Source organism: Siphonobacter sp. (genome assembly GCF_048595215.1).
In the GTDB taxonomy this organism is placed as follows: Bacteria; Bacteroidota; Bacteroidia; order Cytophagales; family Spirosomataceae; genus Siphonobacter.
Genome location: NZ_JBMDWJ010000214.1, coordinates 1 through 17,207, shown reverse-complemented (window position 1 = coordinate 17,207; position 17,207 = coordinate 1). Strand labels below are relative to the sequence as shown.

Below are 17,207 nucleotides of genomic sequence, written 5' to 3'. Positions count from 1 at the left end.
AAGGCAAATTGTTCCCGCCCATACCTGAACCGTCCCGCTATTGGTCTGCTTGACCCGAGCAAGAAAGTACTGCTTCAAAATCGCTACACCTATGCTCACGCTACCCGCTATGCTTCAGGAAGTTCAACAAGAGTTTCGGCGAATCTTTCAGTATTGGGAAACGCACGACATCGATCCCCGGGGCGGGTTTTATGGTCGCGTAGATGCTCAGAATCGACCCGATCCGGCGGCGGATAAAAGCATTGTACTCAACGCCCGGATTCTCTGGTCCTTTTCGAATGCGTACCGGGTTACCAAAAATCCGGCCTACCGTACCCTGGCTGATCGGGCTTTCGCCTATATCCAGCAGTACTTCCTGGACCCGAAACACGGCGGGTTCTACTGGTCGGTCCAGGCCGACGGTACGCCGCGTGTCACTACCAAGCAGTTGTACGGCCAGGGGTTTGCTCTGTATGGCCTGAGTGAGTACTACCGGGCTACGAAGCAGGCCGAGGCCTTAACGGCCGCTCAGCACTTGTTCCGTACGCTGGTTGAGCGGGCCTACGATTCTAAAAATAGTGGCTTCATTGAAGCGTTCCATCAGGATTGGTCCAATACGGACGAGTACATTTTAAGTAAAGGTGAACTCCGCAAGTCCATGAATACGCATTTGCACCTGATCGAGCCTTTTACCAATCTGTACCGAATCTGGCCCGATGCAAGTGTACAGAAACACGTTCGTTCGATGCTGGAACATGATTTCATGCAGCACATCATCGACCCTACGACGTACCACATGCGATTGTTCTTTACGGAAGACTGGCAGGTACGCTCTTCGGAAGTATCCTACGGGCATGACATTGAAGCTTCCTGGCTTCTCTACGAAACCGCTGAAGTACTGAACGACAAAGCCTTACTGGCGAAGACGAAAGAGCTGAGTTTAAAAATGGCGACGGCAACGCTGGAAGGCCTCAATTCCGACGGAGCCCTCACCTACGAGTACAACCCCCAGACCGGGCACAAAAACGAAGAACGGAGCTGGTGGGTACTGAGCGAGCAACTGGTTGGTTATTACAACGCTTATCAGTTGTCGGGGAAGCAACATTTTCTCGAAAAAGCCCGCAAAAGCTGGGAGTTCATCAAAACGTACTTGCTCGATACGAAAAACGGCGAATGGTACGAGAAAACCGATGCCGCTCATCATCCTTCCTTGAAAGCCGATAAAATCAACGCCTGGAAGTGTCCTTATCACAACAGTAGGGCCTGTTACGAAATTATGCATCGGCTCCAGCCCAAGTAACGAATGAAGTTTTTAAAAAAAATCAAAAACTTCATTCCTGGTCAAATCCTACTGAATTACAAGTCGTTATCTTTCGATAATAAGTTTATCCTTCTTTTCTCCACCCAGTATTTTCAGGTCCCTTCCAACCCAGCCTTATTAAACCGGGTCATCAAACGTAGAAAGCTTTTTCAGACCTTCCCGTCTGCCACTGCATCAGTGCGAGATTACGTATTTATTTTAACTAACGACTATTCCATGAAACTGACGAAATGGCTATGCGTGTGGTTCCTGGCCGCCGGAATCATGAGTTGCAGCAAAGAGAGTTCAACTCCTTTTTTATTAATGTCGACGGACTTTACGAAGGGCGTCGGTCAGGAATGGAAGGCCGGTTTTGCCGAATACTCCACGGAAACCGACACCAGTTCCATTCAAATGCGGTCGGGTGCCCGGAAACTACCGGCTCCCCTGGATCCAACGAAATCGGGATTTATGCTTTCGGCCTACAACCGTAGCGACGATATGTTCATGTACATTTACCAACGCGTTTCCAACTTTGCTCCCAATACGAAGTACAACGTGGAATTTTTCGTTGAACTGGCTTCCAATGCCGCCGAAGGCAGTGTGGGCGTAGGTGGTTCCCCCGCTTATTCGGTCTATCTGAAAGCCGGAGCAACGGGTACGGAGCCCGTTACGAAGCTCGAAGGAACCCAGTATGTCTTCAACCTGGATAAAGGGAATCAGGCCAACGAAGGAAAAGACATGATTATTCTGGGAGATATTGCTACCAAGTCAACCGATCCCGTTTACAAGCTTATCCAGCGGAGTAACACAAAATCATTTCAGGCTACATCCAACGCCAAAGGTGAGTTATTTCTCGTCGTCGGTACGGATTCGGGTTACGAAGGCCTGACGACGCTATACTACAGTATCATTCAGGTCCGCTTTACACCGGCTCAATAATATTGGTTTTCAACGCTTCCTATCTGCTCTATTACGGAAAAAGCCCCTGTATTGGGGTTTTTCCTTTTACCGGGCTTACTGAAATTTAAGATCCGCTACGATGGCTTTGTGATCGGACTCCTTCATATCCAAGGTACGGAAACCTACCGTTCGGAAGCCTTTGTTGGTCAGCACGTGGTCGATGGGAATCATCAGGGGGCCGTAGCCATTGCGGTACGTTGGGCTGATGCCAAACCCCTTACGGGAAGCCTGCATCCCCGAAGACGCCACCAGCGAACGGTACACGGGCGAGAACACACTGACGTTAAAATCGCCCGCCAGAATTGTCGGGACGGATTCCTTCGCCGCCTGATCAAATGCGTATTGCAGTCGTTCGTTCCGGCTTTCAAACCAGGTTGGATTCAGGGGCGTCTTCGGATGTACTGAAATCAGGGCTATTTCACGGCCCTTCACGGTGGTATGCACGTGCAACATCCGATTGGCAGTCACCGCGGCGTGGTTGACACGCAGGGGGGTTCGGCTGCCGATGGCCACGTAACAATGCGTTTTCGAATACACCAGATAGCCATACGGATACTCACGATGCAGTTGCTGCCGAAATTGTTGGAATAAGGGTGGCGTAGCCTCGGCAATAAGTACAATGTCGGCGTTTTCGTGGCGAATGCTTTCCAGGATGGCGTCGTACTCCTGATTCGTAAAGAGCACATTGGTATGCATGATTCGCAAATCGGCCGGCTCCGCCGCCGGGGTCTTACTCGTCACCCAGGGCAGTACCAGCCAGGCATTCAGCAGGACACTAAATAAGGCCACCGCGTACAGTCGGTTCCGAAAAAGAATCCAGTAGACGAACAGGAATCCGGCAATGGCCAGACACTGGGCAGAAAAGTGGCTGAACAACTCGAAGAAAAAGAAGTAGCTCCCCAGACGCCCCAGTAGGCATACCAGCAACAAAGCGTACGTGCAAAAGGCGACAACAGACTGCCAGAAATGAAATTGTTTTTCAGCTTTTCGGTTTTGAATGGGAATCGGACTTTCGATAGTTTTCACGAGTTCAATGATTAATTATGGCGGAGGGAAGGAATAAGACGTTTGATTTTCACAAAAATACGGGAATGATTCTGATTCTCAGAAGTTCAACTTCAATGCCTTTTGTATCTTCCAAAGAAAGCATCGTACAAATCAAGTAAATACCAAATAATACCTCCCCTTTCAATAAAATTGCACAATTTTGTTCCCTAGTAAATGCCATTCAGGTCTTAAACGAAAGCTTGAGTCCGGGGTCTAACTACTGCTTATTTCTATTCGTCTTTTATCCTTCTATTCCATTGAAACTGCTTCTTCACGCTCATACGTTGCGGCTCCGCCACACGTTCACGATTACCCACGAATCCCGAAACGAGCAACCTACGCTCATTGTTGAACTTCAGGACGGCGAGTTTTCCGGCTACGGCGAGGCTACTGAAACCACCTATTACGGCGTTTACATCGAGGGCATGAAGGCTCAGTTGGAAGGCGTACGTACGCTCATCGAAAACTACGCGGGTGGTACGCCCGAAGAATTTTTCGACTTCATCGAGCCGCATTTGCGTAACGACCATCCCTTCGCCTTGTGTGCACTGGATGTGGCCTACAACGATTTGTACGCGAAAAAAGCGGGCAAAAAACTGTACGAGGTCTGGGGACTGGACCCTTCCCATAATCCCATCACCGACTATACCATCGGTATGGATACCCTGGAAAAGATGGTGGAGAAGATGAAGGAAATGCCCTTCCCGCTCTACAAAGTCAAGCTGGGTACTAAGGAAGATATTGCCATCATTCAGGAACTACGCAAGCACACGGATGCGGTATTTCGGGTAGATGCCAATACGGCCTGGGATGTGGAAGAGACGCTTCAAAACTCGCAGGCGTTGAAAGAACTGGGTGTTGAATTCATCGAACAGCCCATGAAAGCCACCAACTGGGAAGGCATGAAACGGGTATTTGAAGAATCAGCCCTGCCACTGATTGCCGACGAAAGCTGTATTGTAGAAGCCGACGTAGCCCGTTGTTACGGCTTTTTTCACGGCATCAACATCAAACTGATGAAGTGTGGAGGCCTGACGCCCGCCCGCCGCATGATTGCCCACGCCCGCCAACTGGGCCTGAAGGTGATGGTGGGTTGCATGACCGAATCGAACATTGGCTGCTCGGCCATTGCCCAGTTGTTGCCTTTGCTCGATTACGTGGATATGGACGGCATTCTGCTCGTTGACGACGATTTGTCCACGGGTGTATCGATTGAATACGGCAAGGTGATTTACGCCGAAGAAAATGGTACGGGAGCCCGCTTATTGAATCGCTAACACGGTTTCAGAGCAAGCATTCGTAGGATTTAAATGTAACGTTTATGTTTTATACGGACGAACTTCCGGGGCGAACCGTCGTACTCGACCAGCGGGAATACCTCTGGTGCAGCGGCACTTCGTACCTGGGCATGAGCCGAAATCCGGTCTTCATTGAGCGAGTACTGGAGGGCATCCGTCGGGTGGGCATCAACTGGGGCAGCTCCCGGAATAATACGCTTCGCCTGGCGATTTACGAAGAAGCCGAACGCGTACTCGCTCAATGGATGGGTGCTCCGGCAGCCCTGACCGTTTCGTCGGGCATGATGGCGGGACAGGTGCTCATGAAATGGTTAACCTTTTCGCAGCCGGGCGTGCTGGTTTTATACGCACCCAACGTTCACCCGGCTCTTTGGGCGGATGATTTCCTTCCCGCCACGGAATCGTACGAAACCTGGTTTGCTGAGCTGCCCGAACGCATTCGGCAGTCGCAGGCACCGGAAGTAGTGATCGTGACTGATTCCGTGGGTTCGCCGCATACCCGGCTGGTTCCCTTCGACTGGATGAATCACTTGCCCACCGATGCCCGGATTACGGTCGTGGTCGACGATTCGCACGGTCTAGGGGTGTTTTCTCAGGGCCGGGGGATTTATTCGCAATTGTCCGCACCCACGAACGTACGACTGTTATACGTCGCTTCCCTGAATAAAGCCCTGAGCGTACCGGCGGGCGTACTGGTTGGATCCGTCGAGGTGATGGAGGCAATCCGCCACTTCCCGATGTTTAGTGGAGCCAGTCCGGCAAATCCAGCCAACCTCTGGGCGTTCACGCAGTCTCTGGAGCTGTACCAAGAAGCCCATCAGTTGCTTAGCCAGCGGGTGGATCAGTTTGTTGAAGAACTGGGACCGTCGATACAGCTTTTTCACTGGCTTCCGGCGTATCCGGCCTTTACTACGACGCAACCCGGCCTGCACGAGTATCTACGCGAAGCGGGGATTCTAACGGCCTGCTTCCCCTACCCCGGCCCCAATGATCCCGCCATTACGCGGCTGGTCATTACGCCCCTGCACGAGCCTTCGGATATTAGCCGTATGGCAGCGGCCTGTCGAGCGTACGAAGTCAGGGCCAGTGTAGCGAGTGAACAGACGGAAGCTTAACATCGTTGGCCTTGCGTAGGCGATGCCGTCCTTCTTATCTTTTTTGAACTGATGAAGAAAATCCTAACCCTGGGTCTTTGCCTGACCGCATGGTCCGCGATGGCTCAGCATACCCCGATGAACGAGATTATTACCAAAGTCCAGCAGCAGTATGCCCCCGATAAACGAACCGTCATTTTTCAAGTAGAAGCAACCGAAGACGGGCACGTAAGGGGTAAGACTAGCAGTCCGGAAGCCCATCAGGCCCTGCTCGCTGAACTGAAAGCCGCGGGCACTTCGGTAGAGGACGATATTCAGGTACTGCCCTCCGCCGAACTGGGTGAGAAAACGCAGGCCATCGTTCGCGTTTCGGTGTGTAACATTCGTTCCGCTCCCAAACACGCGGCCGAACTGGCGACGCAGGCCCTGCTGGGTACGCCATTGAACGTCTACGAACAGGAAAATGGCTGGTACCGCGTCCAGACGCCCGACCAGTACATTTCCTGGGTTGATCATGGCTCCATCCAACTGGTTACGAAAGCCGAGGCCGAAGCCTGGGAGAAGACCCGCAAGCTTTTGTACCTGACGCCCTACGGATTTACGTACAGTGAGCCGAATACGGGCAGTCAGACGGTATCCGATATTGTGGCTGGCGATTTGCTGGCGTACAAAGGCGAGAAGGGTTCGTTTTACGAAGTAGCGTACCCCGATGGCCGGAAAGCGTATATCAAAAAGATCGACGCCCGTTTTTACACCGACTGGTTGGCTTCGGTGCGGATTTCGGAAGCGTCGCTGGTGAATACGTCCAAAAAACTGATGGGACTACCCTACCTCTGGGGCGGTACTTCGTTTAAAGGAGTCGATTGCAGTGGATTTACAAAGATGGTATACTTCCTTAACGGTGTTCAACTCCCCCGGGACGCTTCCCAGCAGGTACATTCCGGTCTGCTGGTTGATGCGGAGAAAGACTGGGCGAAGTTACGGCCCGGTGATTTGCTGTTCTTTGGGAAACACAACGAGGACGGCACGGAGAAGGTGGTACACGTGGCGATGTGGCTGGGCGAAAACCAGTTCATTCACGCTTCAAACTACGTCATGGTCAGTAGCGTGGAACCGACCGCGGCGAATTATGATGCGTTCAACGTGGGTCGGTACCTGCGGAGCAAACGCATTATTGACCATTATACCAACGCCCTGAAACTCAGCAAAAAGTAAATTATTTAAAAAAAGGCTGCGGGGAAAGCTTGACAAAGCCTCTTGAAGTCACTACTTTTGCATTCCCGATCGGAAAGATACCCAGTATCAAACGATCAAAGGACGGTTGCGTAGCTCAATTGGATAGAGCATCTGACTACGGATCAGAAGGTTTGGGGTTCGAATCCCTACGCGACCACTACCGTTGGAAAATGGTTACACCACCCGTCCGACATTCCAAAACAGTAATCGAGTATCGGTTGCGTAGCTCAATTGGATAGAGCATCTGACTACGGATCAGAAGGTTTGGGGTTCGAATCCCTACGCGACCACTTAAAGCCTGCTTCAGCTGAAGTGGGCTTTTTTGTTTTTCAATCTTCATACTTTCGTCACACCAAAAGTTTTGTAAACTGCCCCCCAACCCCGTTTTTTGCCCCTTCAAATTCCTTTAAATGGGAAATGGGCCGATTTGGTCTTTCCTCCCTTACCTAATCAATACGCTTCTGCTTGACCAGGATCTTATACCATTGATCAGCATTATTTCGCGTACGTATGTCTCTTTTTCCTTTTCGAATGAAGTATTACAGGCTTGGCCTGAAGTGTTTCCTGTTGGTGTGGTGCTCCGTGTGGCACCTGGGGGCTTTTGCCCAACGTAATCAGGTGAATGTGTTTCTGGGGTCTTCCGGCGATCATGGGCAGCTATCCCCGGCGGCGACCTCTCCCTTTAGTCAGTTAAGTATTCTGCCGCTTACGGTACCCGCTACGCACACGGGCTACGAATATCTGGCGAAGGATGTACTCGGTTTTACGCACAATCGCTTTGAAGGCGTGGGTTGTCAGGGCAGCGGTGGACTACTTTTGCTGAAACCCTTTTTGGGTAAGCAGGACGACGGCAAGCCGCTCCGTAAGGTTTCCGATACCGCCCAACCCGGTCAGTATGCCATCTCATTTACGAACGGCATACGTATGAAAGCGACCGTTCTACAGAATGAGGGCTTGTCCGAATACACCTTCCCCGAAGGAGCTAAAGGCTTTCGGCTCGATCTGGGGCATACCTTTAACCGGGCCTTCGTCGGCGAACAGCATACTCTGAACGGATCACGGGTGTCGGGATGGATTCAGGCCAAAACGACCTGTCACGTGGGCACGTATACCATCTATTACGCCCTGGACCTGGGTACTACCGCTACCTGGACGGAGGAATCCAACCACATCCTCGTCGCCCATCTGTCGCCCAAGACGCGTCAGGTTCCGGTACGCATCGCCTTTTCGGCGGTCGATCCGGACGCTGCCGAGCAACGCCTTCAACAGGGAGCTACGCAGACGTACGCGTCCCTGCTCCAGCAATCCACTGCCGCCTGGAACGACCTGCTGGGTACTGTTCAGGTAGAAGGCCCTAAAGACCGCACTTCGCTTTTTTACTCGCTGTTGTACCGAACCATGCAGTCACCCTTCCGGATTTCGGAAACCGATGGCCGTTTTCGGGGTACGGACGGAAAAATTCACGAAGCTACCAGCCCCCGGTACCACGGCTGGGCCATCTGGGATAACTACAAAACGCAGCTGCCCCTGCTGGCTCTGCTGTATCCTCGCATCTACCAGGATATTACTCATTCCATTGCTAATCTGTATCGCTACGGCAAGCATGATTTTGCGGGGCCTACCGAACCCGCCAATTCCGTGCGTACCGAGCACGCGGCGGTGGTCCTGTTGGATGCCGTCCGGAAAGGGTATACGCTGGATGTACCCGCTATCCGGCAGGCCCTGCTGGCGGATACGGCCCGTTTTGACTTTAGCAAGCCGGATAAATTTCTGGAAGCGTCCTATGATCTGTGGACGATGGGAAAACTCTTCGAGGGTTTGCACGAAAAACCCCTGTCCGAGCATTTCCTGCGTAAATCCCAGGCGTATCGTCCCTTATGGGAAAAGGAATTCAAAGACCTGAGCAAGTCCGATGTAGACCGCATGTCGGCTCGCAGTATGTACCAGGGCACCATCCGGCAGTACCGCTGGTCGGTCCCGTTTGATGTCACGGGTCTGGTACAACTGGCGGGCGGCCGGAAGGCCTTCACCGAGCAACTCGACGACTTTTTTGACAACCATTATTTCAACCGGGCCAACGAACCCGATTTGCAGTCGCCGACGCTGTACTACGCCAGTGACAAACCCTGGAAGTATCAGCAGCTCGTGCAGCAACTGGCCGTCGATACGGTCGTGCAGTATTACTTTAATGATAACAGTCGCGGGATTGGAGCCCACATTGACCGCATTTACAAGAACGAACCCAAAGCTCTGGTACGCACGATGGATGACGACGCCGGAGCCATGTCGGGCTGGTTTGTACTGACGGCATTGGGCATTCAGCAGCCGCTGGTGGGCGAACCCATCTATTACCTGAACGTTCCTTTATTCAGAAAAATCACCATTCGGCTTCCATCGAAAAACCTGGAAATCAGCGTGCCTAATTTTTCCAATCATCGGCGATACATTCAGCGGGTAACCCTGAACGGCAAAGATTTAAAGCGACTCTGGCTCACGCACGAGGAACTAACCGGAGGGGGTAAACTGGTGATCGAAGCCAGCGACAAACCGACCACGTACGGAACGGAGAATATCTGGATTTCGGATGCTAAGCCTTAAGGTGCGGCACGGATTGTCTGACCCGTACAGGCAAAATTCCGTTACCTGGGTCCGTCCTGAAATCCATAAAAAAACTGCTTCGAGATTCGAAGCAGTTTTTTTATGGATTTCAGGACATTCTCAACTACTTGAACGAAACGCTGGTTTTCAGTTTCGTAGCGGATACCCCTTTGAATGAAGTAGCGGGCATACGGCCGCCGGACTGCGTTTGTTTCAGGAATGCAGCCGTAACCAGCTTCAGCTCCTCATCAATATAGAGACCAACAATGACCTGATTTGAGAAAGCAAATACCAGAATGTCGTCCTGGGTTCTTCCCAAAAACTCATAACGTTCGGCGTAATAATTGACAATGTCATCCTGTTTATTCGTGTTGGCGAAATACAGATTTGACTGTACCAAGGCAGCATTTTCGAAATAGTAACCCACTAAGACTACTTTTTCATTTTCACCTTTGTAAGCTAGAACCTGGGTTTCCTCTCCTACTAACTCCCGGGTTTCTTTACTTTTCACCGTAGCCTTGCTGTTTCCAAAATCCATTACGGGCTCTTTGGCAAAAGCATTAACGTAGGGAATCACCGTTACTTTGCTTTCTACCCGGTTTTTACCATCGGCTGACGTTCCTGTAATGGTCGTTTCGCCGATGCGGTTGCCGGAAAATTTACCCGTGGCATCTACCGTACCTACGGTTTCGTTGCTGGAGGTCCACTTATACTGACTGGCATCAAGGGTATTGTTTCCCTGCGTGAGGGCGAACTGATGTTCTTCATCGAAATGTACTTGCAACTGCGGCTGGTTGATTACAACAGCCGGAGCCTCGTCTTTTTTAGAGCAGGACGTAAAAACCCAAAGCAGGCTTACGATTAAGAAAAGGTGTTTCATGAAAGCAGATTTTTGCTGGATATGAGGTAAGTACGGAAATAGGTAGCGAGAATCCAAATAATAAGTTTTTGCCTACAACCTTGTTTTTTACCCATAAAAAAAGAAGGCCTGTGTGAAGCCTTCTCTTTTTCAAACGAAGTACTTTGTTTTTAAAGAACGCCTGGCAAACGACCACCCTTGACGTAAGGACTGTACTGCACCATCAGGTCGTAATCATTGGTGTACTGATAGCGGATGATCACTGTTTTTTCGTCGGTAAACACACTGGCTCCGTTGGACTCTCCTACGTACTTATACCGCTCATCGAGGAAGCGACTGCCTTCATTGGCGATGTCCTGCGAATCCATCAGTAGTACAGTGGCCGAACTGAGTTTGCCCCCTGTGAAGTTGTACCGGATCGCCCAGGTCTTACTGTTTTCGCCTTTGTAAGTCGATACGGTGGCGGATTGCTCGCGTAATTCGCGGGTTTCCTTACTCTTAACCTGTTCTGGGGTCAGGCTAAAATCCGTTATGGGTTCGCGATAAAGTGTACTGTAAGGTACGACGGTCACTTTACTGGTCCATTGCTTTTTTCCATCCTTCGAGCTAGCTATAATGATCGTTTCACCGATCTGCTCGGCTTTAAAATCGCCATCGTATACAGTTCCTACATACTCGTTACTTGAGGTCCACTTATACTGACTGGCTTTTAACTCGCCCGTCCCCTGCTTCAATTTAAACTGATGCGTTTGATCGTAATGTAGCTCAAGCTGGTCTTGATCAAGGGTGATTGGCGGTGTATTGTCCTGATCCTTGCCGCATGAACTCAGTACATACAGGCAAGTGATTCCAAGGAAGAAGTGTTTCATTCGGCGGATCGTATCGATAAATTTCTCAAAGTTGGCAATTCCTTTTTATATCCCAAGCAATTCGGCAAGGAGTCGCCTACCGCAGGCAGTTGTTTAGAGGAGCAATGGAGGAATTTTTTAGTTCCTGTAAAACTTATGTTTACAGAACCATTGTTTCCAGAACCATGGGTAACCAAGTAGTTGAAGATGGAAGGCCGGTCTTCGACTTAGGTACGGTAATACGCCTTTCAGTTTATGTATAGAGTAAGAAGGGTTCAGAAATAGAGGATATCCTACACACATCATAAACCAGTGGTTTTACTACTGAACGGAAGCAGACGGTTGATTTTTTGGCAAAAACAGTCTAAGCAAACCATACTGCTACGCATGTCAGCAGGAACAGGCTTTTCAATAATGGCATAGAATTGTATAATCAGTAATGTTCAACCACTACTTTACGTACCAGACAATAGCAACCAAACTATGGCTAGCTCTCAGCGAATAGCCTAGGTGAATAAAAACAACAAAATTTTTTACTAGTATAGGTCCGATAGATCACGAAAAAACATCTAGTAAAAACATTTATTGCAGAATTTTATCATGCTTCCTTGTTGTTCAGTGGGAATCTATTTCCCTTTATTGGGATATTTGTAGAATAATAGTCTCATTCACAAACCCCACTTACCCCCTATACTTAACATTTTATAATTGGCCCGGTCTTTTTGTAAAATATTTTACAAACAAGATCAAATAAGTATTGACGAATACTTGAGACACTTGTGCCCTCGAGCATTGGCGGATGTTCGAGGGTTTTTTTTGCCATTTTGTGGCTCTACTTACCCGATTCGTAGGTTTTAACGCTATAGAATGTTTTTTTAGAGGCTGATTTACATTTATATCCATTTGAATCACGTTCCGCCAGACGTTATGAAAAAGGTCTTCTATCGTTTCAGTACGCTGCTTTGCCTTACCCTAATTGGCATTAGTTTCGGCTGCGAAAATCCTTTCGAAGGAATTGAATTTCAATTCAAAGATCCCCTCACCCAGGCAACGCTTCACATCCAATACACGGATGCGAATGCCGGATCCCGAATTAAAACACCACCCAATTTACAGGTAGCCGTGGTTGGCGAAGATGCCAGACGCATCAAAAACCTGACGGGTGGAGAACTTATTAAACCCAGTTCGGAAGGTTTTCTGGGCTTAGCGGTTAATCCTCAAGACTTACCCTCCAGCCAGGATCCGGTCACTGTCACGGTATGGGCAGAAGCTACTGGTTATTTGAGCAGACTTTCGCAGTGGCAGTTGAGTACCCCCGATAATGTAACGACCACGGTCCCGTTGATTAGTGCGAGTCAGCCGCCAACGGGTATTGCCGCCTCCCAGCAGGATCATACTACGGCTGCTCATACGATTCAGACTGCCGCTATTAATGGAGCCAATGCTCAGTGGGTTTTGCCGCAGAATACTACGTTGAGCACGATCGACGGTCAATACGCCCGGGGTGAAACCAAAACTACCCTCTATTACTATACGCCCCAGGCAGCTCCAACGTATCTGCCCAATAATTCCATCCGATCCTTTAACGGCGTTGGTCAAAACGGTCAGAAACTTCCAGCATTTATATTTGAAGGGCTCGTATTCTTTCAACTGGAAGGGTTTACCCGGGAGGGGCAATTACTGCGACGCACGTCCGCCCCAACGGAAGTAAGCGTGGCGATTCAGCCCAATAAGCGATTACTCAACGGGCAGTTACCTAAAGAAGGCGATTCTATTCCTTTCTGGATGTTTGATGTTACCCGGAATGCCTGGGTTCAGCAAGCTCCCCTACGTCTACAACGGAATGCTCAGAACAATCAGTTATTCGTTAAAACGCAGCTCTCTCAACTGACGCACTATGCGTTGGCCGAGACGCAGGATATTTGTGAAGTGGGACCAACCTTCCGATTCCAAACCAATTTATCGGGTGTAGATATTCTGTATTATGCCAAACTGGTCGATGCGAGTACTAATCAGACCGTTTATGAGACTTACGTGAATTTGAACAACGGAGCTCAACGAGCGTTTTCGGGTATGATCCAGCGGAGGGTCAAGCTACAAGTATTCCGGGCTAACAATTACTACGGTGGAGATCAGACGACGCCTATTTATGTTTCCGAACCGGTAGATTTGTGTGATACGCGGACGATCAATGCCCCGATTAGCTTCGAAAGACCTCCTTCTAAAGTATCCGTGCAACTGGATGTCGTCTGCCCACAGGGACGTCAGGTAGATGAAGCCAAATTACCCGCTGAATTGCGAGTTCAGTACCAGCTTGTCGGTACGGACAACTGGGTAGATCTGATCACCATATACCGTACCGTTCGGACCGTGGCTTCCAATCGACTTGAAATCGGTAAGCGGTACCGATTCCGTGCCACGCCGAACCCAGCTATTGGCTGGCCCTTTACGCAAAAGGATACCACGCTTCAGCAAACCCTATATAAAATAGACATCGAATCGGACACATTCTGTAAGTAGTGGTTTGAGCTGTTTCAAGTATAATTAAGTTTGAGTTGTTTAACGTTTGAGTTAGTTCAGATTTGAATACGAAAAGACCCCCGAAGCTGATCGCTTCGGGGGTCTTTTAGTGTATACGCTTCGGTTAATAATCATTAATTCCAAACCGCTTTTAACCAAAAACGAACCACTATTAACCAACACCTATCCACTACTAATTCACCCGCACCGTCTGCCCGTCCCGAATTTCTTCGGAGGCTTTTCGTACCAGTACGTCTCCGGCTTTTACGTTTCCGAATACTTCCACCAGACTATCGAGCGTGTTTCCGGTATCTATGGTTACCCACTGGGCTTTATCGCCGTTCATTCGAATCACAAATACTTTTTCCGAAGAAGTCACGACCGCCGTTCGGGGTACAAATAGCGTAGGCTGCGAACGTTCGACGGGCAGTCGCACCTGAGCGTACATGCCTGCTTTCAGTTCGCCTTTCGTATTTGGAATATCAAATTCAGCCATCATCGAACGCTGGGCGGCCTGTAGACTTTCGGCACTACGGGCCAGACTACCTTTGAATACGCGTTCAGGAATGGCGTTCACCGTAAAATCGACCGTACTCTTCTTGCCCAGCTGATTGGCATAGGCTTCGGGAATGGCTACCGTGAGACGAAGCGTGCGACTGTCTTCCAGTACCAAGAGAGGCTTTCCGGCTTCTCCTGCTCCGACCAGGGCTCCGGGACTGATATTCCGTTCGATAATTACGCCGTCGAAGGGAGCTGTCAGCGTCAGGTACTGTTTCAAATCCTGCTTACTCCGCAGGTTGGCTTTTGATGCCTGTACGCTTTCCTGAGCGGATAGTACCAACGCACTGTCGGCCTCCATTCGGGACTGAGCCTGATCGATTTCCTGCAAAGAAACCGCTCCTTCCATGCGGTTGGTTTCCAGCAATCGGCGATAAGTGAGCTTACTGGCCCGGTATTTCGATTGTTGCTGGATAAGATTGGCCTGTTGAGCCTGTACCTGAGCCTGGGCCTGATTGACCTCCGCCAGTACTTCTGGGGCTTCGAGTTGCACGAGTACCTGCCCTTTACGAACCCAGGTACCCCGATCTACACCGACCTGCCGGACGAAGCCTTTTACTTTGGCGTATAGATTCACCCGGTTCCAGGGTAGTAATTCGCCCGGTAGGGTTACTTCTTTACTGGGTTGCATTTCCCGTACCTGCGTGGATTCGAGCCGGGGCAGAGCAGCGGGTTTTGCTTCCGCTTTTTTTGTTTCACTTCCGGCGGAACTGCAAGCGTACAGACTAGCCAGAGCCGGAATCAGGAGCCAATTAAATGAGGGTTTCATACCGTTTCTTCTTGAAGTTGGAAAGATTTGCTTTCGGGATCTTCGGGATCCAGGGATACCGACTGGAAGGAGGCTTTCGCCTGTACCTGCGTGAACACACAGGGCAGAATCAGCAGGGCGGCCAGGGTTGAAGCCACCAGACCTCCGATAACGGCTTGCCCCAGCGGTGCAATCTGGTCACCGCCTTCACCCAGCCCTGAAGCCATGGGCAACATCCCCGCCACCATCGCAATACTGGTCATCAGAATGGGACGGATCCGGCTGCCCGCCGCCAGTACTACCGCCCGGTTGGCATTTCGAATGGAAAGCCGCAGGTTTTCGGCATTCGTGACCATCAGAATGGCATTCGCCACCGACACCCCTACCGACATGATGAGGCCCATGTAGGATTGCAGGTTCAGCGTAGCCCCGCAAGCCAGTAGCATCAGCAAAGCTCCGGCTACTACGGCGGGTACGGCCGACAGGATCACCAGTGATAATTTCAGCGATTGATAGTTCGCACTCAGCAGCAGGAAAATAATGACGATGGCTACAATCAAACCCGTTTGCAGACCACTGAGCGTATCCGTCAGCAGTTGGGTTTGTCCTTTCAGCTCAACAATCACGCCCCGGGGCGGATTGCCCGCGTCTTTGATAGCCTGCTGTACGGCTTTCTGGGCCGTTCCCAAGTCAATCTTTTGTAAGTTGGCGTTGATGGTCACCAGACGGTTCGGTCCGGCCCGGTCGTATTCACCCGGAGCAGTTTCTTCCGTAAAGCGGGCTACATCCGAGAGTACCGGGTGCATTTCCCCGGACTTGAGCGGAATGTTTCCAATCTCGTTCGAGGAAGTCATCAAATACTCGGGAATCTGTACCTGCACCTGATAGGCCAATCCTTTCGCATCATCGAGCCAGAGGTTTTTATCCGTGAACCGGCTGGAAGACGTCGCCGCCACCATCGATCGGGCGACTTGCGTGGAGGTTACGCCCAGTTGTCCGGCCCGCTCCCGGTCCATCGTTACCCGCAGTACGGGATAATCCAGCGGCTGGGCAATCTGCACATCCCGCAGGAAGTCGATCTTCTCCATGTTGGCCTTGATCCGCTGGGCAAATCGTCCGGCTTCTTTTAGGTCTTTTGCCGCCACGCTTACTTCAATCGGCGTCGCTGACCCCTGGCTCATCATCTTGTCCGTCAATTCAATGGGTTCGAAGGAAATGCGGGTACTCGGCAGAGCCTGACCGATCCGGCGACGGAGTTCTTCCTTCAGGTTGTCCATTTTCACGTGGTACTCCTCCTTCAAGGATACCTGCATCACGGCTTCGTGCGGACCGCTATTGAAGACGAAAATGTTGGACGTCCCGTAACTCGAAGGCACCGTACCGACGTAGGCTGAGGAAATTTCCACGTTTTCGGGGCCCACGGCCTCCTTAATTATATCCAGGATTTTCAGCGTTGCGGTTTCCGTCCGTTCGACCCGCGTGCCGTCCGGTACTCGAATCCGCATTTGAAACTGGTGACTATTGGCGTGCGGCAGAATGTCCGTCCCAAGCCATTGAAAGCACAATACAATCAGTCCGATACTGCCCAGCAGATAGGCGGTTACGACCAGCTTGCGGCGGGCAATGAGCTTTTGTAAAAACTGCGTATATCGGTGTTTGAAGCGTTCAAAACCCGTTTTGGGTTCGTGCGTATCTTCCTCCAGGATACCGAGTCGCTCCCGTTCGTCCAGAGCCAGCGTGGGGGCTTTGTGCGAGGGATGGGATTTGAGCAACCAATTGGAAAGCACTGGTACGAGGGTCTGCGAGAGCAAAAACGACGCGATCATCGCAAAACCCACCGAAAGCGAGAGCGGCAAAAACATGGACTTCGGTACGCCCGTCATCACAAAGGCCGGGGCGAATACCGCCAGAATGGCCAACAGAATCAGAAACTCGGGAAATACAATTTCCTTACAGGCTTCCCAGATGGCCTGGGCCTTGGGTTTTCCCATTTCCAGGTGCTGGTGAATATTTTCAATGGATACCGTCGCCTGATCGACCAGAATCCCTACAGCCAGAGCCAGCCCGGAAAGCGTCATGGTGTTGATCGACTGTCCGAAGAGGTTCAGCATCATTACGGCAATCATGACCGAGATGGGAATGGTTAATACCACAATAAT

The 17,207-nt window shown here is 50.6% G+C and carries 12 protein-coding genes and 2 tRNA genes; 9 read left to right on the top strand and 5 right to left on the bottom strand.

The genetic code is table 11. The features are described 5' to 3' along the window. Positions 1–91: 91 nt before the first annotated feature. Together ACOJTG_RS13150 and ACOJTG_RS13145 are read left to right on the top strand one after the other, a co-directional pair. A complete protein-coding gene (locus tag ACOJTG_RS13150) occupies positions 92–1,279 on the top strand; it encodes an AGE family epimerase/isomerase (protein ID WP_420154240.1) in 1,188 nt (395 codons plus the stop codon). A gap of 237 nt (positions 1,280–1,516) precedes the next feature. Next, a complete protein-coding gene (locus tag ACOJTG_RS13145; protein WP_420154239.1) occupies positions 1,517–2,221 on the top strand; it encodes a hypothetical protein in 705 nt (234 codons plus the stop codon). A gap of 75 nt (positions 2,222–2,296) precedes the next feature. On the opposite strand, the gene ACOJTG_RS13140 is transcribed toward ACOJTG_RS13145, so the two are convergent. Further along, positions 2,297–3,268: an endonuclease/exonuclease/phosphatase family protein gene (locus ACOJTG_RS13140; RefSeq protein WP_420154238.1), complete on the bottom strand. Its 972-nt coding sequence runs from the start codon at positions 3,266–3,268 to the stop codon at positions 2,297–2,299. A 278-nt stretch (positions 3,269–3,546) separates the two neighbouring features. Between ACOJTG_RS13140 and ACOJTG_RS13135 the strand changes: the two genes are divergently transcribed. From ACOJTG_RS13135 to ACOJTG_RS13110, 6 genes are all read left to right on the top strand, one after another. Then, positions 3,547–4,566, top strand: coding sequence for a dipeptide epimerase (locus tag ACOJTG_RS13135; RefSeq protein WP_420154237.1), 1,020 nt, complete (start codon positions 3,547–3,549; stop codon positions 4,564–4,566). 44 nt (positions 4,567–4,610) lie between these two features. Beyond that, positions 4,611–5,702 (top strand): aminotransferase class I/II-fold pyridoxal phosphate-dependent enzyme, encoded by a 1,092-nt coding sequence (locus tag ACOJTG_RS13130; protein WP_420154236.1) that lies wholly within the window; start codon positions 4,611–4,613, stop codon positions 5,700–5,702. Positions 5,703–5,753: 51 nt separating this feature from the next. Next, positions 5,754–6,896: an NlpC/P60 family protein gene (locus ACOJTG_RS13125; RefSeq protein ID WP_420154235.1), complete on the top strand. Its 1,143-nt coding sequence runs from the start codon at positions 5,754–5,756 to the stop codon at positions 6,894–6,896. 104 nt (positions 6,897–7,000) lie between these two features. Further along, positions 7,001–7,074: transfer RNA gene (locus tag ACOJTG_RS13120), tRNA-Arg, on the top strand. 59 nt (positions 7,075–7,133) lie between these two features. Then, a tRNA-Arg gene (locus ACOJTG_RS13115) sits at positions 7,134–7,207 on the top strand. A gap of 241 nt (positions 7,208–7,448) precedes the next feature. Next, on the top strand, positions 7,449–9,515 hold the full coding sequence (locus ACOJTG_RS13110; RefSeq protein ID WP_420154234.1) for a glycoside hydrolase domain-containing protein: 2,067 nt from the start codon (positions 7,449–7,451) through the stop codon (positions 9,513–9,515). 124 nt (positions 9,516–9,639) lie between these two features. Here the strand turns inward: ACOJTG_RS13110 and ACOJTG_RS13105 are convergent, their stop codons facing one another. Beyond that, entirely contained in the window at positions 9,640–10,395 is a 756-nt protein-coding gene (locus ACOJTG_RS13105) for an Ig-like domain-containing protein (RefSeq protein ID WP_420154233.1), read from the bottom strand. A 149-nt stretch (positions 10,396–10,544) separates the two neighbouring features. Then, complete coding sequence (locus ACOJTG_RS13100; protein ID WP_420154232.1) at positions 10,545–11,243, bottom strand: Ig-like domain-containing protein; 699 nt, start codon at positions 11,241–11,243, stop codon at positions 10,545–10,547. 906 nt (positions 11,244–12,149) lie between these two features. Here ACOJTG_RS13100 and ACOJTG_RS13095 point away from each other — a divergent pair. Next, positions 12,150–13,742 carry a hypothetical protein gene (locus ACOJTG_RS13095; protein WP_420154231.1) on the top strand — a complete coding sequence of 531 codons (1,593 nt, stop codon included), beginning with the start codon at positions 12,150–12,152 and terminating at the stop codon, positions 13,740–13,742. Between the two features lie 193 nt (positions 13,743–13,935). Here the strand turns inward: ACOJTG_RS13095 and ACOJTG_RS13090 are convergent, their stop codons facing one another. Both ACOJTG_RS13090 and ACOJTG_RS13085 read right to left on the bottom strand, forming a co-directional pair. Continuing rightward, positions 13,936–15,069 carry an efflux RND transporter periplasmic adaptor subunit gene (locus ACOJTG_RS13090; RefSeq protein WP_420154230.1) on the bottom strand — a complete coding sequence of 378 codons (1,134 nt, stop codon included), beginning with the start codon at positions 15,067–15,069 and terminating at the stop codon, positions 13,936–13,938. After that, on the bottom strand, positions 15,066–17,207 hold a 2,142-nt coding region (locus ACOJTG_RS13085), incomplete at its 5' end, for an efflux RND transporter permease subunit (protein ID WP_420154229.1). The genes ACOJTG_RS13090 and ACOJTG_RS13085, both read right to left, overlap by 4 nt.

Excerpts from the sequence above, each read along its gene's own strand:
- ACOJTG_RS13150 (WP_420154240.1), top strand. The coding sequence starts at position 92 with ATGCTCACGCTACCCGCTATGCTTCAGGAAGTTCAACAAGAGTTTCGG.
- ACOJTG_RS13145 (WP_420154239.1), top strand. The coding sequence starts at position 1,517 with ATGAAACTGACGAAATGGCTATGCGTGTGGTTCCTGGCCGCCGGAATC.
- ACOJTG_RS13130 (WP_420154236.1), top strand. The coding sequence starts at position 4,611 with ATGTTTTATACGGACGAACTTCCGGGGCGAACCGTCGTACTCGACCAG.
- ACOJTG_RS13125 (WP_420154235.1), top strand. The coding sequence starts at position 5,754 with ATGAAGAAAATCCTAACCCTGGGTCTTTGCCTGACCGCATGGTCCGCG.
- ACOJTG_RS13110 (WP_420154234.1), top strand. The coding sequence starts at position 7,449 with ATGAAGTATTACAGGCTTGGCCTGAAGTGTTTCCTGTTGGTGTGGTGC.
- ACOJTG_RS13105 (WP_420154233.1), bottom strand. The coding sequence starts at position 10,395 with ATGAAACACCTTTTCTTAATCGTAAGCCTGCTTTGGGTTTTTACGTCC.
- ACOJTG_RS13100 (WP_420154232.1), bottom strand. The coding sequence starts at position 11,243 with ATGAAACACTTCTTCCTTGGAATCACTTGCCTGTATGTACTGAGTTCA.
- ACOJTG_RS13095 (WP_420154231.1), top strand. The coding sequence starts at position 12,150 with ATGAAAAAGGTCTTCTATCGTTTCAGTACGCTGCTTTGCCTTACCCTA.
- ACOJTG_RS13090 (WP_420154230.1), bottom strand. The coding sequence starts at position 15,069 with ATGAAACCCTCATTTAATTGGCTCCTGATTCCGGCTCTGGCTAGTCTG.